The following is a 24,000-nucleotide window of genomic DNA, read 5'->3' on the forward strand; positions in this document are numbered from 1 at the left end:
TAAACTATCAGCGCCCCCTTCATCACACAGAACCCTGTAAATTACAAAGCAAGCTATGAAATTTTCCCTAAAACGACTTACCGATAACCTTCTATGTTGAAATTCAATAACCACACTTTCTCAAAACCACGGACCATAACTTTTGATCGAAATGACTTCTATGGATGCGTTGGAACACCTCTGTCTTCGGTTTCCTGGCCTCAAGAACCATCGAGAGAAGGATTTAAAAGCACTATTAGCCAATCAATTCGTAAACTTTTTTAAAATTTCACCCCGGCTGGGTGTAGAATCCTCTACACCCTTTTATTCCTAACTTACTTTGAAGTCGACATCTTTTATATGCCATTTGCAATGGCTTCTGAAGACCCCCTTTATGTAAAAAAATGGACAAAATTTTGAATACTGTACTGAAATTGGAGACCCTATCCTAATCAAAAACACACTCGGGCAGCATTCATTTGCAATTCATTCAAGGATAGACTATTTTTAGTTATGGGAGAGGCTTATCAAATAAGAGATCAGGAAATCGAGCATGATGAAATCGTAATGCCAAAGGATGATTATCGTAGCGAGATTCCATATGGCCTTTGAATAACAAATAGAAACAGATGAAATGCCCTATTTTTTAACATTCCAAGTGGTGGGATGGACAGATGTGTTTTCAAGAAAAGTCTATCGAGATTTTATCTTGGAAAATCTGGATTATTGTAGAAAAGAAAAGGGACTTTTCTTCTTTGGTTATGTCATCATGACCAATCACCTTCACTTGGTTGTTCAACAAAAAGATGCGAATTTATCAGGATGGGTGCGTGATTTTAAGAAATTTACAAGCAAGAAATTGCTAAAATTGATAATTGAAAACCCTCAGGAAAGCAGAAAGGAATGGTTGAAGATAATTTTTGCCTATCATGCGATATTTAATAAAAGAACTGGGGAGATGCAATTTTGGACACATGAAAACCATGCTATCGAACTTTATCGAACTGAAATGATTGAAAGTAGAATGAATTATATACATGAGAATCCGGTAAGGGCAGGAATCGTGGAAAAACCAGAGGATTACATGTGTTCGAGTGCAAGAAATCGAGCATAACCCAATTGTCATGCGATTAGACGATCATCAGCTATGCGAGATTCCATCTGACCATTAAAAACAATTATATACAGATGAAATTATGCTGGATTAGAAGGTTTGATAACCATGGATCATTGGTAATTCCGTCCATTTCCAATTGCAAATTGGAAAGGATAGAAGGGTGTTTTGCAAACCTACACCCAGCTCACGAAGGCATAAACACCTAGGGGGGTCCTGCAACGCGAGACAGGCATAGCGACTTGTTTTTGCTTCCGGAAATAAATTCTCGTACATAAGGGATGCAGATAAAACTCGGTATATGCTTCGGTACAGTTTTTTACCCTTAATTTGGTATTATGATACCAGGTACCCATTATGAGCATTCACACTGCATTCAGACTAGGCTGTTTCAGTCGTCAGAGTTCTTAGTTGTTGGCAACTGGCTTTATTTTCTTTCAAATATGCATTGTTCTAATTCTTTATATACATTCATATCAGATGTCATAAAATCTGATAATGTTATTTTAAACCTTTCTGCATTAATGCTTGTTGTTATGCCACAATAGTTTTTAATTTTCCCTGTTGCATCTTTAAGATTTTGATTTATAATATCGGTTACGAATTTGTCATATTCAGTTTCGTCAAACGTTAAACTATTTGCTAAACAGTATAATTTTAAAACTTCTTTGTCATACAAATAATTTTCAATTTCCCATCTCTTCATAATTCTATGAAAATTAGGGTTATTTTGAAGATATATTTGTCTGTCATTCTCATCATTTAATTTTCCTGATGAAACGTCTCTGTCCTTAAAAACGAGTATTTCTATATCTGAAAAAACTTTCGTTAATAAGGTCAATGCAATTTCACTTCTTTGGTCTAATTCTGTATTACCACCACTTGAAATAAACAGTGTGTCGTGAAACTTTTCTCCAAATATGTTATTAAAAACTTTTGCATCAAAACCTTTTTCTAAACCATTTGAAGCGGGTTTATCCAATCCTTCACAATAAACGATTCTTCTTGGGCTTATAAGTCCAGTCAAATCATCAAGTGCAGTTTCAAATATTTCAACCCACTTTTTTAATGACTTTTTAATAGGTTTAATTACTTGTGATGTTGATGCCCAATCTATGTTTGATTCAAAATGTATAATATCACAATCGTCTTTTAAATCATCTTGTAAAGCTCTTAAAAAGCCAATACTATGTGTTGCAATCCAAATTTGACAATTCGCTCCAATAAGATTGTTTATTTCAATTAGTAATTTTTTTTGAATGGCTGTATTAATATGTAATTCAGGTTCATCAAGTAAAAAAATGGTATCATTATACTCATCCTGTCTTAAATACAAATCTAAAAGTATATCTACAACTTCTTTTTCACCAGAAGATAGAACGTTAAATTCAAATCTACTTGGATGGTCTTTTTTGATAAAATATAATGTTCCCTCATTTGATTCAATACTTCCAATACTCGAAACTTCCAAGTCTAAACATTTTTGTAAAGACAAGTTTAAATCTCCAACTATTTTCTTTTTTGCTTGACTTGGTGTACAATCTTGTTTATTAAGATAATTATTATATTTAATATATAATCTTCTGTAATTCTCTTCCATTTTATCATCCAAATCAGATGATGCCGAAGCTCCGTAATTATTAAGTATTATGTCAGAAGTTGCTTTTGATTCTTTTACTTTTAAGGTGTTATTATATCTATATGGACTTCTAAAAGAAAACATTGTTTTTTCTTTTCCAAGTTTATATCTATCCTCTTTAATTTTTTGAAAATCTCCATTTTCAAATTCAATGGTAACATTAGTAAAATCATAATTTGGTGTTTGATTCATTGAATGATAGGTGTGGTCTTTAACTTGTTTATTTCCAATTTGACCCCAAGAATTATTAAGAAAAAGCATACCATCAATTACACTACTTTTTCCGCAGCCATTTGGACCAACTAAAGCAATAATTCTTTTCGGTTTATCTCCCAATTCAATTGATAAATCGTGAAATCTTTTATATCCGTTTTTTAATTGTAATTTCTTAATCTTCATTGATTAGTTTGTTGTTTTTTAGCTTGTTGCGTAAAGTAGAGCCTGATAGCCTACTTAATTAATACCTAAAGATAATAATAAGAAGCAGACTATCAGCGCCCATTTCATCAAATCGTATCCTGTTAAACGGGGCGGGGACCAAAAACACAGGACTGAATCCCGAATCATCGGAACCGTCCAGTCTATAAACAGATAACCACAGAACTCAGATTGACTGTCATACTTCAAACACTCCTGCCTGCCGATAGGCAAGCTTGACAGAATGTAGCACTTTCTCTGCCTGCCATGTTTTTCAGGGACACTTCATCAGAGGTTGTAATGGGAAAGAGCAAGCTCTTTTGGTTATTAGCATTGGCTTTGTACATTGGTAAAAACTAGTTGTGCTTGACCGTACGAAGGCTTTTTGTCAGCTTTTAGGTAACTGAAAATAATAAGTTATGTGGCGACGGATTGCAGGTGATTTCCTCTCCGCATACGGTCAAAGAAAACATGCTGGAATCCGCCGCTGGCGTACCACTGAGGCTGGCATGGAATTTATAAAATGTTGTATTTCGTTATTTTATTATCTCTACGTCTATTGCTGATTCTCTATTAGTTTTAATATTCTTTTCAACTTTATACTTGACCCATCGACCTCTCAGGTAATCAAAATCAATATTGCTATTACTTAAAGAATGAAAAAAAATGTCTTCAGGTACTCTTTGAATAAAACCACATTTATTGCCAAATTTATCCCGAATGATGTTTACCACCTTCCCTGAATATGTTTTATCGTTATCAGTTTCCTGTTCAATTTTTTCATGGACAAATTGCTCTCTAGAAACTTTTAATAAGTGGTTTGTAAAAGCTTCAACGTCTTTTGTGCCTCTCCTCGATTTCCCTAAATCTCTTTCCCAAATAACCATCGCTCTATCAAATAGCTCAATTACTCTAGTAAAATTGACAAGAGTCATTTCATCATCCTTAAGTATACAAAGAATCCTTTGACAATGAGAATCAATAGATTTCTCCTTGTAGAAAGACGGAATATAACCAGCAATACTTTCTCTAAACAACATTAAGATATGCGGTTTGTATGATTTTATATGATTCGATAATTTTTGCGATCTTATAAACTTTTCTAGGCGCAAAAATGTATAAGCCGTAATAAAATAGGGTAGTTTTGAATGACCGTCTTGAAATATATCATTGCCGTAATCCTTTAATAGAATAGATTCGTGCCTATGTGCATTGTGGGGATTATTTAAAAACATACCTATAAAATACTGAGTAAGAACTTTGAGATTTATTTTCTCTGTTTGCTTAATCGTTGGATTATGTTGAAACTGTTTAGATCTACGTTCATAATAAATTACCTGATAATCTGGAGAGAAAGCCCCAAAAAATTCTTCTAAATCTTTATGAAATTTCTTTGTTGTTTCAAAAGCTTCCTCTAATACAATATTTTGTCGGTTTGTACCTCTGACAATATCATTAACAATATCTTCTTTTGTTGTACTTATGAATTTTATAGAAATGGGAACATTTTCAATATTAATATTCCTCTTAAATGCTTCATGTAATACATGGCTAGTTTGACAGCCATTTACAATTTGCGGATTTGATATTGAAAGCTTTGTGTTGTTTTGTTTAAATTCATCACAGACAATGGTAATCCCATTATTTAGAATAATGAATTGCTCCGGGTTCTTTTCTATAGTATCATAAATTTCCGAATTAACAGGGTTAATGCCTTGAAAGTCCCTAACATTATCATTAAATAAAGATTTGCGAATTACGCCATCCTCTGTACTTATAAGTTTCATAAATTCAGATCCAAATACAATTGACAAACATGAATTTGATACGTCATCAACATCTGTAAGAGGCATAATATGTCTTGTGTCAATTGTTGCTGTAAATGTATTCTGGATACTGTCATAGATATCCTTAAGAGCTTCACTATCTACAAAATGAAAATTTATCTTCTCATAAACATTTAATCGATTTAAATCTCGCTGGAATTGGGTTTGTATTCCCATAAGGTCAGGAGCTTGTCTCCACCTACCCATTGCGACATAGTACAAAGATACCTGAGGATTTGTTTCCCACATAATTATTACGTCATCGCTCAATATGTATTCTTTTAACTCTAGCTGCTGTTTAACTGCATCATTCATTGGGAAATTATGTTCCTCAGAAAGAAAATCCCTAACTCCATCTACAAAATTATTTAGCTCTCCTTTGTTGAAATTAGGCTTATATTTTGATTGGATAAAGATAAATTCAACATCAATTCTCTTAAATCTCTTTATTATATCCTTTATATCAGACTTTGTTTTTATGAGTATTCCATTTACCTTAATTGCAATCCCGTCAATGCCCATATCTGCTGAGCCACCAACACAAACAAAATCCAACAACTCAGAATCTGCGCTAAAAGCATCAGGTTGATGAAGAGAGAATATAGTATAATTAACAAACCTCTCAAAAGCCTCTCCATCCTGAATGTTTTCAAGTTCATTTCTCTGTCTAAACTGCTTAAATCTTGCGTTGATAATGGGTTCTACTTGCATAATTTAGTTTTTATTAATTGTCTTGATATAAGTTTTTCACAATCTCTCATCTCGGTCATAATGGCATTACAATTGTATATAAACAAGTCTCCCCAGGGAGTTACATATATATCAATTAAACGCCCCCTAAACTAACTAAAAACTTCTACATAAAAAACTCCTTTACAGTCTTTAAAATGGGTTTTTTAAAGAAAAATTAACAGAAATACCAATTTCCTCGTGAGCGTTTGTTAAATGTTTACTTCCGTATTCGTAAGATTTACCTCCACTCTTGAAACCTCCTAACGGCTGACTCTCTAGTGATTTTAACCCTATATAAGGGAGCTCAGGAAATCCTATTAAATGATCCGAGTTTAATTACCCAATATAAACCATCATTTCACTGAAATACTTTAATTCACCCCTTCTCTCTTGTCAGTTTTTGGTCAAATGCTTTGGTTAAAACCTAAAAAATGCTGCCAAAAAGGCGGAATTTTCCGGCTAAAACCAAATAATTATCAGCTAAAACCTTATAATTTCCACCAAAAAGGTGGAAGCTTGAATAAGAAAGCTGAAATCTTCGAGCTCAGAAGTACCCCTCCCCACTTCTGAACCTGGAAAATTTGACCTTATCCAAAGACTTTTCCTGAAATTTTGTCATATTTTCCGATTTTCACCCTTTTTCTTGTCAGTTTTTGGTCAAATTTTTCAGGTTTAAGGTGGAAAATATAAGTTCTGAACCGGAAAATTCAATAAATAATATTCAAGCTTGTCAGTTTTAGGTACCCCACCCCTGTTGTTTGGTGAGTAATTGAAGTTATAAACCCCAATGGATAAGTCCTGAAGTACCCTACCCCGCTTCCGAAGTACCCCTCTTTGGCCCATACGGCTTCGACAAGCTCAGCCTCCGATACCCCTGGTCCAAGTTTAACGTAGTGTAACTTGGACCTACAATGCTGAAAGTTTTCAACTTTCTTAAATATCAATCCGGTTAGATTTAATCGGTTAAGTTTCTAACGTTCTTCGACACCGGTGGCTTCGACAAGCTCAGCCTCCGGTAAGGGTGGGCCAAAAAACAATAAGCGTGAAGGATATCCACGCTTATTTTTCTATTTGTAGTCCTTTAGGCTTTTGGTATTTATTGCTGCCTGATGGTGAAATCCATTTTACCGGCTTTTACATCACCTTTATTGCTTAGGTTGATTCTATAGATATTTTCTCCCCACTTTTCCTTAACGCCTTCATCCTCCGGTATATCGTAGGGCATTTTCTCCACTTCTACTTCCATGTTTTTTGGATTGTAAAGGATTTCAAATGGGGCCACCTGTCCATCTTTGCCTTTATAGGCAATGGAAAGTACCCCGGGCTTAAGTACTTCTACCGGATAGATAGTCATCAAATGCTGCACAAGCGCTCCTGAAGCTGACAATTGATACTGATCTCTTACAGTTACTTTTTTACCCCTGTCTAAGCTCAGGTCTCGCTTATAGGAAACAAGTCCGGAGGACTCAGGGTAGGCTTTGCTAATATCCAAAGACATGGAACTGCTGTTCTTTTTTGCTTCATGGGAAACCTTACTTGCCCTATACTTCATCCCCGGATTTTGAGTGGCTCCGTTAATGGTGGGGATATTGTGGTAATCGGAACGGTTGAACCAGATGGAATACCGCTCTCCACTGAAGGTTCTTCGCGTATAAGTACCACTTCCCACATCGATAAGCAAGGGATTGCCATCGTAATAGACCACATAATTGCCGATATCATTTTGGTTGTGGCTCTCATCATTGTGACCACCCTTGGCAGCTAGGAAAAACCCATCTGTACTTCCTTCATGGTCCCGTGCCACCATTACCTGAATGTCTTTCAGCCAAACGTCTTTTGGTAATGGAAGTCCCTTTTCAGCCGCTGCCAATTCATCATGCATAAACACTTCAAAGAAATGTCTGAAATAATGAAATCTTGGCAAGGCTTTTTCATTTTCTGCGATATAATAAGCCCCAAACTTCATCATATCAGGATCCTGAATGGCTTTTCCATACCTGTAAATCATGGCCCCTGCCATTTTAGGCGTGGGGCTTGCATCTGCAAAATTCAGGAAATATTTATCACTTATTTGGGCTCTGTAGATAAATCGGCCCATGTTCTTCACCTTTTCATCTTCAAAGACAAACTGAAAAGCGCCATTGGAGGCTTCATTTAGCAAAGACAGGTTATCAAACAAGGAAGCAGCTGCCGCTCCCCAATAACCCGGCCCTTCATCACAACCTCCATCCTCGGGATAGGGCGTCAGGAATTCGTCCAGCACTTGTATGGCCTTGTTTACATGCGCTACCCTCTTGGCCTCATTGTCTTCCAATAATAAGGCGGTATTGATCCAGTTGGAGCAGATCCATGGATTCCAGTTGTTAGGAGGTCTTCCATTTTCATTGGCAGACATCCAACCATGGTGCTGGTTCATCAAGGGTTCGAAAACCCTGTTGGTGGTTTCATGACGGATTCTCTTTCTGATTTGAGGAGATATTTCATCAAATTTTTCTCCAAAAAAGTAATCTGCCCATGCCAGGTAAGTGGCGGTCTCCGCAACAAATAAATCCACAAAAGGCTTGGACACATCCATCAAGCCGGAATATTCATCCGACTTGGGTAAATGAGCCGGTATGCCCCAAAAAGATTCTTCACAAATGGACCAAACACCATTGACAATAGGGTCGATAAACCTTCCCTTATTTTCATACAGCTCCGCCAAAATCATGGCGCCTAAAATTCTTCTTTTCTCAAAGGTAATTTGTTGGTATTCTGTTCTGTTTCCATTTCTATGGATCAGCAATGACTTGGTGGCAGGAATATAGGGCCAGGAATAATCGATATTTTCATTGGCATAATCGAGAAAAAACTCCATTTGCTCTTTGTCTGCTTTGCTCCAAGCTTCTCGGTCATCCAAAGCCGGGAAGGGTTTCCAGTCTTTTAATGGAATCAATACTTCGGCAAGCTCTTGTTCGCTGTATTTGCCACTGACCAAGTGCTGGGCCAGCACGTTGGCTGATAACAAGATCCCTGAAATAAGCAGGAATATATTTTTGTATTTTATCATTTTTATTTGGGTTTAATTTAATTACTTGTAATACAGTCGATGGGAACCTTTGGATAGATTTATTTTTATCCATCCTTCTGCTATTCCCTTATCATCCACCAAAACATCCGCTAAATATAGCTTTTTTGAAGGCTTCTTTTTTAGGTATAAGGCTGTTTTTTCAGTTGCAATGACACTTATAAATTGCCGGTCCATCCATAAGGTCACCTTATCATCCGCTTTAAATTCAAGCATTTGGTCTGCATATTTCTCGGCATTTTTGGCAAATAGAAAATGGGGATTTCCATTAATTTCTCTTCGCAATAAAAAATCGCCCTGAAAGGTAAAATCCTCCAAATCCAATGAATGCTCAGAATTGACACGGTTTATTACCAAGTCATTGGCCCCATCCCTATGGTGTATACTATTGATTTCATAGCCGTTTTCAAAGGCGTTTTCCCACTGAAGTTGCTCATCGGCATTATGGATAGGGTTTAATAAGGTTAGCACTTGCTTTTGCCCTTCCTCATCTGCTGCGTAAATCGCTTCCAACCTACTATGGTCCGGATGGTCGGGATAGCGTGAAGGCACTGCAGAGGCTACCAGACTTTGGTTGACTACCTCAGGGCTTGTCAGGTACAGGATTTCCAATGAAGTCCCCTCCACCGTCGGAAAATGATCAATGGCAGCCAAATAGGATTTATTGTCTAGGACCGTATCCACCTTGGTCTGATTGGCAGGATGGAGATAGGAATAAATCTTTTTATCATCCCCTACCTTTACCTCATCCAGTAAAAGCACATAGGCCTTGGAATTTTCGGTTCCATGCAGCAACAGCATGCTTCGGTAATGTTGGGCACCGGTTAAAGCCGCGCCGGCATCTCCCATCGCATAGTCGAAGGTAGGTCTACTGATACTTTCAATGATTCCATTGCCGGTACGGGAGGCATGGTCTTCCCCATTGATTGTTAGGGTATTGTTCAATGCCGCAGCACGTGTTGGAGCGCCCAACCTGCCTCCATTAACAAGAAGCCTGTTACCCATACCGGATAGAGCCAAACCATTTACTTCCTGGTGGGTATGCCACTCTTCCTGGGCTTTTATATTGTAAAGCACTGCATGGATGCCCTCAGGGTTCTTCGCACTTTCTCTTAAGAAGGCACCGCCATCTTCATAAACACTGCTTTTAGGATATTGTGGGTAAGGCAATTTATTGTGAGGGAGCAGGTAACTGATAATATGGCCGCGTTTCTTGTCCTCTTCATGAAACCAGGCGGTATAAGCAGCAGCTTGCTCGTCAAAATTCCCCACCCTGGTATGTAACAGATCATTTTTCAAGCCCTGGGAAGGAAGCATGTCCCCTATGATCGCCATTTCCTTGCTGTTGTTCACACTCGCACTGAATAACCAGCGGTGGAATTTTTTAAGTTTCTCATTGCTATAGTACCTCTTGTCTATGCCGGTAAATTCTAAAACATCCATGTATCCGGCTTTGGAGATACGGCTGTCTCCGCCCCCTACTCTTTCCCAAGCGTAATGGATCGTTACGGGGGAAACCCCATCAGTAGTAATTTGATGCATGATTCCTTGGAAATAGGCATCGTCCGGACCGGTTCGATCCCCTTTGTAGATGTCCCAGACACCATGGGTACCCAGTCTTACATCTGTCCAACTGCCTTTACGGTTTATTTTGAAAATTTGGGATTCAATCAGCTTTTCACAAGCCATAATCTCCTCTTTGGTCAAATCATTGTATACAATGTCAAGTGCCAGGATGGCCACAAAGAATGAACTCATAGGCGGAACAACACCACCCCAGTTTCTTTTTTCTGTGGGTGCTAATTTTGAGTATTGATTTAAAATTAAATCTTTAACCTTTTGAGAATACCTCGATTTATCTTCCGGATTTAATATATAGGCCAAGGCAACAGCACCAATATAATCTTGTAATTCATAGGCGCCCATTTCCTCTTTATTGAATCCTTCTTCTGTAATCTTAAAAGCATCGGCAGCCATGGATTTCCATGGTTCGTAGTAGGCTTTTTCTCTGTGCTGTTCAAATTGATCTGCCTTTACAATCAAAAAAGGATGTGAACCCTGCTGCGCATGGACGCTTAAGGTATGAAGAAGCAAAAGACTTAGGGTCAACACATTTAACCTAAGCACCTTAATAGCGTTTAATGAAATATTGAACATATTTATTTTGATAGCAACCAAATTTTTTTTTACCCTTACAAAGGCCTTATATCAACTATTGAAAGTAAAAGCAACCATTCATTCAAATATTAATGGTTGCTTTTATAGTACCCCTATTCCAACTCGTACAAATAAAGTACAGATGGATTTGGCCAAGGTTCAGGATAGGCCCTGTCTCTGTTTGGCGGTAGGGTTTCCCATTTTAAACGATAGGTTTTTCCATTTTTTGATTCACCTAAATCATTGGTAGTCCTTATTTCCAAGCCCTCAAAGTCTCCCTCAAGTTTAAGGTCAGCACCAAAGTTGTCCGGTTTCAACACCTCCCCAATGGCATTTAAATCTTTGTCCAGAAGCAACATTCCCTCTCCATATTTAATGTGCTTGTAACCCAATTCAAAATTACCATCTTCTCTGCGTTTAAAATCCCCCAAGCGGACTTCGGACGGTATACTTCCCCGACCGGAAAATTCCCAGCGATAATCCCAGTCGGTTACTTGTTTGGCTTTCCAAGCGCCTTCTTCAATACTGCTCACATAAAACTGTAAGTTGCCATTTTCATCATACTTATGGAAAGCCATCAATGGTTCATTGTTTTCATCCAAGCATAACTTGGCAGCAAGGTTGATTATGCCACCCTTTGGTGGAACCGGATCCACAACCACATTTTTCTGATCGATGGTAACTGGAAGGGACACTTGATTTCCGAATGCATCGTACCAATTTTTCATGTCCGGGCTTTTGATATAGGACAGGTCATGGTTGGTTTCACAGTCCGGCGTATCTCTCCAAACCCAGTACATATGGTACCAATTGTCTTCCCTTAAAGAAGGCTGAGAGGCATAAGCATTCATTTTCCCTTGGCCATCAGTCAATGGGCTATCCAATAACCTGGACCACCTTTCTGTAGAAACATCATAAATATTGTATATCTCATTGCCATTTCCACTTCCCCCGTCTCTGTAGTGAAACAATAAGCGGCCTTCCCTGTCTTTCATAAAATGCGGGTAAGTACAACGCTTTTCGTTAGCGCCCACCATCTTCATTTCCTGCTTTAGGCTACTGATGTCATGGGGCTTTCTACCTCGGAAATAGGTAATAGGATGCACATGCATGTTTCCCGCAAGGTGTAAATATCCTTCTGAATCAATGCCAATGGTAACAGAATTGTGGCTATCCCAGCCAAGCTTGGTACTGGTCCCTTGCCCTTCTTCCCTATCAAATACAGGTAATTGGTACAATTCAAATTCGTCCTCATCCAAATTCCTTTGCCCTACCGTCATGTGCCTGTCTTTGTTGTAATAGGCTATGTACTGTCGATCTTCATGGGTTAGCATGGAAAATCCTACCCTATGACCGGCCCATACGCTATCTATTGGGATTACCTTTTTTACGTTTAGCTTTTGGTCACGCTCATCTATTACAATGGGCTCCTTCGAGGCTTCCTGATTTTTCTGATTACATGAAACCAAAACAATAAACACAAGCCCTAAGAGGCTCAAATTGACATTCAATATTCTATTCATAGCTTTTATATTGTCTTAAACATAAGGAGTACCTAGTTCAGTTTAACCTTAATGTTTGATTGGTCTTAATTTCCTAGGATTACACTACTTCCTGCAAATTCACCTTCCGGAAGTTGTACCGTCACTTTACTGATCCAGTGCTCGGCATCCCAAGCTACCTGAAGTTTATCCGCTTTTAAATCAAGCTTATTGTTCAACTGAAAATGCATTTTACTTAATTTCCTACTGGGATCGGACACCGCCATTTTCACTATTTTTTGACCGTCTAGGTGAATTAAAAGCAATCCAGGCCCATCCATAGTTATTTCTATTCCATTGCCTAAGTTCAATTTTCCGGCTTTATAAAAATGGGCTTGCACCTGTGACAACTGCTTATGTTTAACCGCCTGAATGGCTGAGGTATTCGACAAAATGGCTATTTGATCGTTGGCAGTATACGCCTTTGTTGCATCCAAAGAAGTATTCGGCAATACAAGATAGGCGTAAGTCTCCTCCTTGACATTTTCTCCATGGTTTACCCAAAGGCTAAAGACATCTTTGGCAACATCTTCTTTGGGTGCCCGGGTTTGTTGGTTGATAGTCGTCCAATTTCCAATAACTTCTCCAAAGGACAATTCAACTTTCTCAGGCGCTAATGGAAAATAACCAACCCGATCATGGTGCAGCCAGTCTATATTTTCAAATGCATATTGCCCTTCTTCTAAAACCTTTGTTTGCTGATTTTCATGAACATGAACCTTACCTGAAAGCAACAATTGATTCAAGGTTGTAAACACTGGCTGCTTGCCTTTTGAAGCTATTCCGGCTCCCAAGCATACATATTCATTGTCAAAGAAAAACCAACTCTTTCTGGCTTTTAAAGGATCGTGGGGACTAATAAAATCAAAAGCTACACTGCCATATAAATTGTCCGTAACAGCTCCCACAAAATCGGTATAACCGGGTTTTTGAATTTGATCCGGGTCCGGAAGCTTTTCTTTTTGCAGAATGGTTGTCCCTGGAATTTTCTGAAAATCCATAACCGGAAAAATATCAAAGTATTCCTTCCCGGTTAAAGAAAGGTGATTGGTTCCATCTCCGCGGTGATGATTTTTCAAGCCCTCGCTATTATAAGGCACTTCCATATTGTCATTCCTAATGGAATACATTCTTACCGAAGTGAAATAGTTAGGTCTTTGGAAGGTGAAATACTCCGTTTGCCAAAAGTACTTGGCAAATGAAAGGCTAACGTTTTGTATGCCTCCTTCCCTTATCCTAATGATTTCCTCCAAATCACCTTTTCGGTAATCAGTAGCCTGAACTAGTTTTCTTGGCGTCTTAGCATCTAAAGCATGAAGCGCGCCCGGTCGGGCAATGCCTCTGTTTTTTGCTCCGGCTTCTAAATATTTTCCGAAAGCCAGGTTTTTACTAATGCCATCTAAATAATAATCAACCAAAATCTTCACCTTATCCTCAGAAAAGGCATATTGAGTACCTGTAGTATAAACCAGCCATTCCACAAAAGCTTCTGCATAGCTTAAGCCATAAGAATTTGTGTTGTTTACGCGATCTACCCGATGGTGAAAACTAAAGTCTCTCTGAAGACCACGGCTACCGGTAGTGAATTTGATTTCTCCTTCAATGACTTCTAAAACAGCTTCAAAATTTTCCTTTTCACCTAGAAAAAGTAGGTTTTTGGCTAAAATCCCGGCTATCTTTATTCGATCCCCACTTGGTCTTGCCCCTGAAGCATTTAAATGGGCCCTTCCAATCATGGGTTGGGCGGCTTCAACCAGCTTCTCAGGCATTTCCTCTCCTACCAGTAGCATTACGGCTACAAGATTGCTGGGCGTTCCTATTTGATTGTACCACCAGTTGTCGCAGAAATAATCTTTTTGCACCCAATGGTCCAATCCTATTGTTATTGCTTGTTTTACTTTTTGATTGTCCTTGAAATTAGATTCAGGGTGCCTGTAGGCCTTAGCGAGGCTGACCATATTGCCTGTATGGTAATAATGTTCAAACCCAGTCCTTGAAACATCCTGATAATTGATACCGGGCCAAGTCCCATCAGGCTTTTGTGTAGCAAGCAAATCTGCTATGGCTTCATCATCCACCTCCGCAAGCAGGTATTCTGCCACTACCTTTTCCTTCACCAATTCAAAATCAGTGGCAAGTACCGGAATAGCGAAGGCGCTCAATAGGCAGCATAACAGCAGCACAAGCGAAAAGTGACTGCCAAAGGAGTATACGCCTCCTTTGGCAGCTGAAATAAAATTTATCACAATGCCTTCAATTTAATCTTGATTACATCGGCATTGTTTTCAATGAGATAGGCAGGAATTCTGATTTCCAGCCTTTTCAGTCCTTCTATTTGCCTGTCCAGCTCCAATGGTGCAGGATCCAGTGATATCACAGAAACCATGATCTCCGGGTGAGAAAGGTTTTCTACCATTATCTTTTTCCCATCCTGTGAAAGCACGGCCCCCCCTTCCACTATGCTCACATCAGCCTGTGTCATCATTTGCCAGGTGATCATTTTGGTATGCACATTGGTTTCAATATGGTCTTCAATGAGTATTGAATTGTTATCAGGCTTGATAAATTTTCTGGTGGCCTTCTTAAGTTTATTACCAAAAACCGGCGTTAAATCAAATGATGCTTCCGGTTGATCACCTTTTCTCACCTCCAACATTTCCGCAAAGCCATCGTTTACATGCAGTTCTCCATTGACTGTCAAAGTGCTATGGCCGTAATTGTTTTTGGTCAACAAGTTCCAGCGTTCGCAATCCTGGCAAGAACCCCAAAGGTCAAACCCTGCTTGCTCTAATTCATTATAATTCTGATTTCCTGGATCAATGCTCCATCTTACGCCGTTCAATTCCCAAATAAATGAACCGGCATCCAAATTACCATGTGAAACGGTACCTTTGCCACCTTTTCCACCAAAGTAATAGTCTTCTCCATCACGCATAATGACGATAGGGTTTTTTCCGTCCCCCTTATAAACCAGTGGCAACTCCGCTTCATCGGTTTTTTCAAATTGTGCCAACCACACCAATCCGGCTCCAGCAATCCGGTGAAGCTTCCCAAAGTCAGCCACAGGTTGACTGAATTTATCATCTTCTATGTACAAGGAATTACCAGTCTGCGTAGCAAACCAAGCCAAAATGATATCTCCAGCATTACTGTGGCGATCCCCACAATCCGCATAATTGTAATAGTTTCCGGATGGGGCAACAGTTAATTTTCTGAAATTCGCACTTTCTGTGAAGGCTGGATAATCGCCAATTCCAAAGTCTGAACCAAGAGCAGTCTTGAGCATTGCCGAGGTAAGGACAGTAAAAGCCGTACCGTATCCCCAATAAGTGGATCCTTCGGGATAAGCGCCATCAGGGCCATATTGCATCAAGCCATTCGGAATTCCATCCAGTGAGCGGTGAATGGTTTTGGCTGCCAATTCTATGTCTTGGTCTGCAATTACAATGGCTGCAGCAATCATCCCTGCATTACATACCTGGTTCCAGTTATTGGTACCGTACATTCTACCTTTGTTTCCATTCCAGCTTGGCTCAATACCTTTCTGTATCAATGCCTCCTTCGCTAGCTTCACAGTAGCGGCTGGCAGGTCATCGCCTACCCAGTCAATGGCCAAAGCAACAGCCGTCGCCATCTCGGCCACATCAAGAAAATGGGAAGGGTTCCAGTCAGAGAAATTACTTACAGCAATGACTTCCTCATTAATCTTATCCAGGTATTTCTTGTCCTTTTCTATTAGGTAAGCAATCCCTAACACATTGACACGATGCAACATGTCCCGGGAGGTTCCCAATAATCTTCGCCCGATTACATTTCGGGTAAGTACTGTCATGGTGAGCACCTCATCCGCATTGGCTTTTAAGGCATGGTAATAATTTCCCACCAAGGGGTCACTTTTAATTTTTTTCTTCAGGTTTCTTTCAAGTGCTGGCGTAAGGGCCAATTTAGGGCCTGATTTTTTCAGGTGTCTCTTTAAATAATTTACTGTGATTGGATTTTCCAATTTTACAGTGTCCATTTTTAAGGAATTTGCGCTAGCCGCAAACAAAGGGTTCCATAGCAAGGCTATGATAATAAGCATTGGTATGATGGGTTTCGTAATTCTCATGTTACTAAAAATTATTTTTTAAGTATATCTTAAATTACCTGGAAGTGGTTAAAATTTATTTCTGTTTAACAGATTGCAATATTGTTTTTTTGTGAGTTCTAAAATTTTTAAAAACTTCGATTTTTTTTATGATACTACTAAACCGGGTAAGTATCGCCCACTAAGTTTCATCAGCTGAAATTTGCAGCATTTAGGGCTGAATTGAACCAGATGTAGAAGTAAATATTGTAGGTATGCTATGTAAAAAATAGAATACTTGTCTGGGTGGCTTACTTGCATCGGAATAAGGTACATGTTGGGTTTAGTAATTAAACCCGAAATATGCAATAGACATTCTATTACGTGCTGAAATCGCTTTAAAATCAGCCACTTCGTTGCTGTTTTCAATTTCACCATAGCGGTGCTATGCTAAAATCTCCAAACAGCCTGATTTTCTTGCGATTGCAACTCTCATCACGAATTCTATTACATAATCCGGATTAAAGGAACAATATAAAATATCCCCTTTGTATTTCCTTTCCGCTTGTAAAAAAGGCATAAAAAAACCTGCCGGAAATAAGGTTTCAGATGAACTGACCAATTCCGACAGGTTATACTATTGTTTTAATTTCCAGATATTTCTTAATTTACATATCCTGGATTTTGTTTTAACTCTGGATTTTGAGCCAGATCATCCAAAGGCAAAGGCCATAGATAATGTTTGCTTTCATCAAATACAGGGTTCTCCCAATCAGTGCCTTTGTAGACATCGATATAAGTTTTTCCTGTTTCTGGATCTTCACTTGTTTCGATGATCGCTCCGGCAAATCTTGCCTGGTTTTCAGCATTCCATCGGATACCAAGATCAGGGCTTTCCAATTTCTTACCTTGTTTCCAACGTTTCAAGTCTTTGTACCTGAAACCTTCCAGGAACAATTCTACCCTTCTTTCTCTTCTAATTTCCACGATTAGGGAAGAAACCCCATCGTTCGCATACCTTGGATCCATTGGAGGATTAAGCTCCAAATGAGGCATGGCTACCCTATCTCTAAGTAAGTTGATACTCATGTCCAAATCAGCTTGAGAAATATCTCCCAATTCAGCCTTGGCTTCCGCATAGTTTAACAATACTTCACCATACCTCAAGATTATGGCAGGAGTCTCAGATGTATTATAAGCCTTACCGATCATGTCATCTGCATTGTAATGCTTGATGATGTGGTAACCAGTTTCAGTAGTAAAACCACCTGGCATACCCACTACTCTAGGATATTCCCTTCCATCAGCCCTGTCGTATTTGTACTTTTCAGTATCATCAGGGTGAAGAATGGTCTGTCTTAAACGTGGGTCACGATTTTCAAACACAGCTTCAAAGGTATCATCACCTTTATACTCTGGGGAAAGTGTAATTGGTAAGCCGTCGGTTGCCAAAAAGTCTTCAACAAAGCTTTTGGTTGCTCCGCCAGTATAGCCAAAATACCCTTGAACAACATTGGTATAGATACCTAATTGATACCTTCTCCAAACCATCACCTCAGGGTTTCCACTCACGTCAAGTATACGTAGGTAGGCATTGAAATCACTTTCAGGATTCCCTGTGTTGTACACTGCATAAGGGCTATTGTCCATTACTTCCTTAGCCGCCGCTGCCGCTTCGTTAAGCCACATTTCAGGATTTGAACCACCATGGTATTTTCTCCAAGTACCTTCAAACAAGCACAATCTTGACTTAATCGCCAAAGCTGCCCACCTATTCAAACGACCAGGCTCGTTACCATCTCCCCAATCATCAGGAAGATGGGTAGTAGCAAAATTCAAATCTTCTAAAACCTTGTCCATTGCCTCTTCTCTAGGCATTCTGGCTGCAAATAATTCTTCAGAATCAATGTTGAGCTCTCTATCTACCCATGGAACATCTCCAAAAGTCTGAACCTTTTCCGCATAAAACCAACCTCTTAATAAACGGGCTTCTCCAACATATTTATTTCTAGCTGCTTCAGGGATATCCGCCTTGTCATAGTTATCTAAACCTACATTGATCGCTCTAACAAAATTCCAGCCTTTATAGCCAAATCTTTGACCACCAGCACTATTAGGTACCAATTGCTTACCAGCCCTCACCTGTTGAAAGAAAGCATGTCGATCATTCCTAGGAGCAAGATTATCAGTAAAACCGTCTAAGAAATAATAACTTCCGTAATGGCTAGCAAAGCCATCTTGGTGACCATGTAAAATAGGCACATTGTCATCATTCAATGCCAAATGATAAAGACTATTGTTGTAGACCATAAGGTCATTTTCTGTATTCCAGAAGGTCTCATTACTAACCTCATCGAGTGGGTAGCGTTCCAAGAAATCATCATTGCATGACAATAGCAATAATGGTGTCAGGCAAACGGCAGCCCATATAAATTTATATATTTTCATACTTTTTTCGATTTAATAATTTAAAAGGTAATTCTAGCACCTAGTGTATAAACCCTCTGCATAGGATACTCGATCGCTCCTGCATAAATGGATTCAGGATCCAAAGGCTTGCGGATTGGAGAATACTCCCAAAGGTTCATGCCAGCAAAATAAATGTTTGCATTTTGGAAGCCTATAGTGGACATCCATTTTTCCGGAAGGTTGTAGCCTAAGTTGGCATTCTTCAAACGGATATAACCTGCATTTTGCAAGAACCTGCTTTGTGTTTGAATATTTTTCTTGTCGTTTGTGGAGATGTGAGGAGCTGCAAAATAGGCATCTCTGTTATCTTCAGACCAAGAATCTGTGATAAAATACTCTTCCACATGACCTGCGTTGAATGGGAAGAACCAGGTCCAGTTTCCAGAAGTTGGCCAGTGATCTCTTTTCCAAATACCCTGGAAGAAAAGATTTAAGGTGAAATTTTTCCACTCAAAATTATTGTTCAATCCAAAGCTTAATCTTGGTGTATCATTACCAATAATTTTTCTGTCTCCCGGATCACTTAAGGTTCCATTTCCACTAGAAATAACACCATCACCATTTAAATCAGCATACTGTATGTCGCCTGCTCTCCAATTGGCACCTATCCTCGATTGATCAGCAGCATTGTCAACGGCTTCTTGTGTCTGGAAAATACCTACGGTTTCATAACCCCAGATTTCACCTAATTTTTGACCTACATAATACTGGTTGATTACCCCTTCTGGGTTTTCAAACTTAGTGATTTCTGCTGTCCAGTCAGACAATGCCAAAGTTACGTCGTAATTGAAATCATTTTTCACCCTGTCTTTCCATGTCACGGCCAATTCCCAACCAGTGGTTTTCAAATCAGCTGCGTTAGATTGAGGCGCACCAGTACCCAAAATAGAAGGATAATCTCTACGCATCAACATGTCCTTTGTTTCTCTGGAGTACACGTCAAATGAAGCATCAATTTTACCCCCAAATAGCGTGAAATCAACCCCTATATTTTGAGAAACAACTGTTTCCCAAGTCAAAGTAGGACTTACTAAGCCGGCAGCAGATACATAAGGAGTACGCTGTCCAGCGCTCAACATGAATCCTGATTGACCTGTTCCCAATGTTGGTATATATGGATAATAATTATTTCCCAATAATTGGTTACCCAGTGTACCATAGGATCCTCTTATCTTTAACTCATCCATCCAGCTTTTGGTACCAGCCATCCAGTTTTCATTGGAAATTCTATATCCAGCAGAAAAAGATGGGAAAAACCCGAAACGACTGTCTGAAGGAAATCTTGAAGTGCCATCATACCTACCATTGGCTTCCAATAGGAATCTTTCATCATAGATATAATTGACCCTGTAGAATGCTCCTCTTAAAGAAACGTGGCTACTGCTACCATAGGTTTGCTGTAAACCAGTAGTCGCGTTCAAATCAGTAATCAAAGGCGTAAGCAGGGTATTGGCTTGTGCCCTGATAAATTTATTGTTACCCCATTCCTGATTGAATCCAACCATAGTAGTCAGGTTGTGTACTTCAGGAAGAGAGAATTTATAATCAGCAAATGCATTGAATACATAATATTGGTTGTAACGCGCCTCCTCATTGATAAAGTCGTTTCCACTGAATCCGTTGCTGATAAGTCCTGCAGCCAATAGATTGTTGTCAACAATTTCAATTTTACTTGCTACGTCCTGCTCAGAACGGTGAAAGAAGTTGTAGGAGAAATTGGACTTGATTGTCAAGCCTTTCGCTGGAGTAAGGGTCACGCCTTGTGTCAACCAGATGTCATTGTTGGTCCAGGTAGATCGTCCACCATCTTCCAAATAAGGAAAGAAGTTCGTGCCACCAAAATACTTTCCGATATACGGTGCATAGGTTTCTCTATCTCCTTGATTAACATAAAAAGGAAGATCAGGAAACTGTATAGGCATAATTGGATTTACCCTGGCCAGGGTATTGATGTTTACATCCCAGTTGTAGAAATAAGGCTTATCACTTTGCTGAGAGTTCACCACTATCTTTTCATCAAGAGTCAACCAATCCGTTACTTTGAATTCGGCTTTCATTAAGATATTGTAACGCTTGAAATTCTCGTTACGGTCAGAATTAAGGTAGCCATCTTTGTTGAGGTGTCCGATAGAAACAAAGTAATTGGCATTTTCTGATCCTCCTGAAATGGACAAGTCATGTTGCTGTGATGGCGCAAAATCGGTCATGATCTTTTCAGTATAATCATTGAAACCGTAAAACCTCAAAACACCGTCTACAACTCCCCAGGCATTCTCATCGGTAGGGTTATCTGACCAACGCTTGGTACCGTCAATCATGTCCTGATCGTAAGCAGGTCTACCATTGGTACGTTCATTTGCCAAGTTCCTGGCTTGAACAAATCGATAAGGATCATTAATTGGATCCATATTAAATATGGGCTTGCCCAATGAAAACTGACTGTTTAAGGATACACGAACTTTTCCTTCTTTACCACTTTTAGTGGTAACCAAAACTACACCGAAAGCTGCTCTTGCTCCATAAACCGCTGCCGCAGCAGCATCTTTAAGAACAGATATACTTTCGATATCATTTGGATTGATTCTATTCAAATCCATAGGAACATTATCCACTAATATAAGTGGTGATCCACCATTAATGGATTGGTATCCCCTGATATTGAAACTTGGGCTTTGAGCAGGGTCACCGTTTCTTGGCGCAATATTTAAATTTGGAATCACGCCTTGCAAACCTTCACCTACGTTAGCAATAGGTCTGCTCTGAAGCCTTTCACTCGTGGCCACACCTACAGCTCCTGTAAGGTTTACTTTCTCTTGTGTACCATAACCTACCACAACCACTTCATCCAATGATTGCGTATCCTCCTTCAAGGATATATTAATTGTACTTCGGTTGGCAACATTTACCGTTTGGCTTTCAAAGCCTATGAAAGAAAAAACAATGCTTGCATTTTCAGCAACAGTAAGGCTATACTGTCCGTCTAAATTAGTAGCAGTACCTATAGAGGTACCAGGAACGGAAACAGTGACACCAGGAATTGGTGAACCACCCTCATCCGTAACCACACCTGTGATTGTAATATCAGCAACGGCTGTAGCAGCAAGTTTAGTACTTGCCAAAACCGTTTGATCTTTGGTGATATTTTCCAGATTCTTGTTTAAGCTTCCAGTTTGAGCCATTAGGCTCCCTGAAAACAAACAAAAAAGGATTGCCGAGAGCCATGACATCGGTTGCATGTCCCGGAAATAATGTAAACTTTTTTTCATAATGGATTTATTTGTTAATTGATTTACTAATCAAGATTTAACTCCTGATTCAAACTTGATTCAATTCGGTTACACTTTAACTTCATTGGCTATTGTATTTATGGTTAATTTGACTCTCAATCTATAGAATTTAAAATTTTGATCCGCTTTAGGACAAAATTCAATTAAATTTTAATGTTTAAGTAAATTTTTCTGAGTTAAACCACATATACTTGGGTAAGAAAGGTTACTTTAGGTTTCTCCAAAATTTTACATCTTCGAAGTTTAATTATATTTTGTTCAAGAAAAAAATTAATCCTGTAAAAATGTAAGAATTCAAGAAAAAATAATATATTAATAGTTTAGTTAATATTTGTTAAAACATCTTATTTTCTATGTCCTAAGTTAAAATTGATATCAATGGTATAAACTTAAGTTTAACGGTTTCTTATAAATCCTTGAATTTAAATAAAGCAAATTTAAGTTTTACTTTATAATTACAATATACCCATATATAATACTATTAAATTTGATTTTTAATTCAAAATTAAGTTCAGGATTAAAGGGAAAAATGACTTTGAAGAATACCATTATGCAACTAATAAATAAGAGGGTAATCGAAAAAGAATTTTTGAAATTACACGGACAGATTGAATTCCTAAACAGAAAATAAACGCAATAGGGCAAAAAAAAATAAACCAATACCAAAAGATATATTCCCAATTAGTGTTGGGTGAAAAAAAGGAAACTATTTCCATATTTTATCTTAATATTATGGTTTACTGGTATAAAATTTAACTACATATAGTATAATATTGCTCATTTTTTAATTTTTTGGTTTAATAAGAGCCACATTTGAAAAAAAATTACGAAATTAGCAGCAGTAAAAATGTAAGGGTGGGTGTTGTCTATATTTTTTTTAAAACAAAAACCACCTCGGGTACGTAACTCATTATATAAAATGGTAGTTTTAACCGTTGGATTATAGGAGCGATTTTGTAACAAAAAAATATAAAAATGTTTAAATATTCTAGTCAAACCAGGGTTCTAGTGGCGGTGGATTGTATAATCTTCGGGTTTGATGGTGTCGATTACAAACTCTTAATGGTCAATAGAGGGTTTTCTCCTGAAAAAGAAAAATGGAGCTTAATGGGAGGTTTTCTAAGAACCAGTGAATCTCTCGATGAATCTGCCAATAGGATTCTCAATGAACTTACGGGGCTAGAAAATGTATTTATGGAGCAAATGCATACTTTTAGCAAACCCAATAGAGATCCCGTTGAAAGGGTGGTAGGTGTGGTATACATGGCCTTGATTGACATAAAAAAATACCAACATCAGTCCAATGATGATTTCCAGGCACGGTGGTTTCAAATCGACCAATTGCCTAAATTAATATTTGATCATCAAGAAATGGTAGAAATGGCTTTTAGCAGGTTGAAGAGCAAAGCGGCATTTCATCCAATCCTTTTCGAATTACTACCTGAAAAATTTACATTACCTAAACTTCAGGCTTTGTATGAGAAATTATTTGCTACCAAAATTGATAAGCGAAATTTCACCCGAAAGCTCCTTTCTAGCAAAATAATTCAAAAAATAGGAGAGAAAGATAAAACAGCTTCCAAAAAAGGGGCTTTTTATTACACCCTAAACCCTTCCAATTACAAGGAAAACTTTCAAAGAACGCTTAATCTAATTCCAAAAAGTGAAATACCTTCTCTTATGGAATAGAAATTATGATCTATTTT

General features: G+C 38.5%; 11 protein-coding genes. 2 read left to right on the top strand and 9 right to left on the bottom strand.

All coding sequences use genetic code 11. The annotated features are described in order from the left end of the window. The first annotated feature begins 613 nt into the window (after positions 1-613). Entirely contained in the window at positions 614-1,093 is a 480-nt protein-coding gene (locus AAC073_RS15345; protein WP_339924666.1) for a transposase, read from the top strand. A 427-nt stretch (positions 1,094-1,520) separates the two neighbouring features. On the opposite strand, the gene AAC073_RS15350 is transcribed toward AAC073_RS15345, so the two are convergent. The 9 genes from AAC073_RS15350 to AAC073_RS15390 form a co-directional block, all read right to left on the bottom strand. Further along, positions 1,521-3,131 carry an ATP-binding protein gene (locus tag AAC073_RS15350; RefSeq protein WP_339924667.1) on the bottom strand — a complete coding sequence of 537 codons (1,611 nt, stop codon included), beginning with the start codon at positions 3,129-3,131 and terminating at the stop codon, positions 1,521-1,523. 554 nt (positions 3,132-3,685) lie between these two features. Beyond that, entirely contained in the window at positions 3,686-5,686 is a 2,001-nt protein-coding gene (locus AAC073_RS15355; protein ID WP_339924668.1) for an AIPR family protein, read from the bottom strand. 1,117 nt (positions 5,687-6,803) lie between these two features. Continuing rightward, the gene (locus AAC073_RS15360) at positions 6,804-8,756 is read right to left on the bottom strand and encodes a heparinase II/III family protein (protein WP_339924669.1); all 1,953 of its coding nucleotides are present in this window, start codon (positions 8,754-8,756) and stop codon (positions 6,804-6,806) included. A 21-nt stretch (positions 8,757-8,777) separates the two neighbouring features. Beyond that, the gene (locus tag AAC073_RS15365; RefSeq protein WP_339924670.1) at positions 8,778-10,931 is read right to left on the bottom strand and encodes a hypothetical protein; all 2,154 of its coding nucleotides are present in this window, start codon (positions 10,929-10,931) and stop codon (positions 8,778-8,780) included. Positions 10,932-11,044: 113 nt separating this feature from the next. Next, the gene (locus AAC073_RS15370; protein ID WP_339924671.1) at positions 11,045-12,454 is read right to left on the bottom strand and encodes a BNR repeat-containing protein; all 1,410 of its coding nucleotides are present in this window, start codon (positions 12,452-12,454) and stop codon (positions 11,045-11,047) included. Positions 12,455-12,519: 65 nt separating this feature from the next. After that, entirely contained in the window at positions 12,520-14,718 is a 2,199-nt protein-coding gene (locus AAC073_RS15375) for a polysaccharide lyase family 8 super-sandwich domain-containing protein (protein ID WP_339924672.1), read from the bottom strand. Then, positions 14,715-16,580 (bottom strand): heparinase II/III family protein, encoded by a 1,866-nt coding sequence (locus tag AAC073_RS15380; RefSeq protein WP_339924673.1) that lies wholly within the window; start codon positions 16,578-16,580, stop codon positions 14,715-14,717. The genes AAC073_RS15375 and AAC073_RS15380 overlap by 4 nt, the downstream gene beginning before the upstream one ends. A gap of 621 nt (positions 16,581-17,201) precedes the next feature. Further along, positions 17,202-18,986 (bottom strand): RagB/SusD family nutrient uptake outer membrane protein, encoded by a 1,785-nt coding sequence (locus tag AAC073_RS15385; protein WP_339924674.1) that lies wholly within the window; start codon positions 18,984-18,986, stop codon positions 17,202-17,204. 20 nt (positions 18,987-19,006) lie between these two features. Further along, the gene (locus AAC073_RS15390) at positions 19,007-22,273 is read right to left on the bottom strand and encodes a TonB-dependent receptor (RefSeq protein WP_339924675.1); all 3,267 of its coding nucleotides are present in this window, start codon (positions 22,271-22,273) and stop codon (positions 19,007-19,009) included. 996 nt (positions 22,274-23,269) lie between these two features. Here AAC073_RS15390 and AAC073_RS15395 point away from each other — a divergent pair. Beyond that, positions 23,270-23,983, top strand: a complete 714-nt coding sequence (locus AAC073_RS15395) for an NUDIX domain-containing protein (protein WP_339924676.1) — start codon at positions 23,270-23,272, stop codon at positions 23,981-23,983. Positions 23,984-24,000 lie beyond the last annotated feature (17 nt).

Source organism: uncultured Cyclobacterium sp., assembly GCF_963977555.1.
GTDB lineage: Bacteria > Bacteroidota > Bacteroidia > Cytophagales > Cyclobacteriaceae > Cyclobacterium.

Coding starts and splice junctions, on each gene's coding strand:
- AAC073_RS15350 (WP_339924667.1), bottom strand. CDS start 3,131: ATGAAGATTAAGAAATTACAATTAAAAAACGGATATAAAAGATTTCAC.
- AAC073_RS15360 (WP_339924669.1), bottom strand. CDS start 8,756: ATGATAAAATACAAAAATATATTCCTGCTTATTTCAGGGATCTTGTTA.
- AAC073_RS15355 (WP_339924668.1), bottom strand. CDS start 5,686: ATGCAAGTAGAACCCATTATCAACGCAAGATTTAAGCAGTTTAGACAG.
- AAC073_RS15380 (WP_339924673.1), bottom strand. CDS start 16,580: ATGAGAATTACGAAACCCATCATACCAATGCTTATTATCATAGCCTTG.
- AAC073_RS15345 (WP_339924666.1), top strand. CDS start 614: ATGCCCTATTTTTTAACATTCCAAGTGGTGGGATGGACAGATGTGTTT.
- AAC073_RS15390 (WP_339924675.1), bottom strand. CDS start 22,273: ATGAAAAAAAGTTTACATTATTTCCGGGACATGCAACCGATGTCATGG.
- AAC073_RS15365 (WP_339924670.1), bottom strand. CDS start 10,931: ATGTTCAATATTTCATTAAACGCTATTAAGGTGCTTAGGTTAAATGTG.
- AAC073_RS15395 (WP_339924676.1), top strand. CDS start 23,270: ATGTTTAAATATTCTAGTCAAACCAGGGTTCTAGTGGCGGTGGATTGT.
- AAC073_RS15385 (WP_339924674.1), bottom strand. CDS start 18,986: ATGAAAATATATAAATTTATATGGGCTGCCGTTTGCCTGACACCATTA.
- AAC073_RS15370 (WP_339924671.1), bottom strand. CDS start 12,454: ATGAATAGAATATTGAATGTCAATTTGAGCCTCTTAGGGCTTGTGTTT.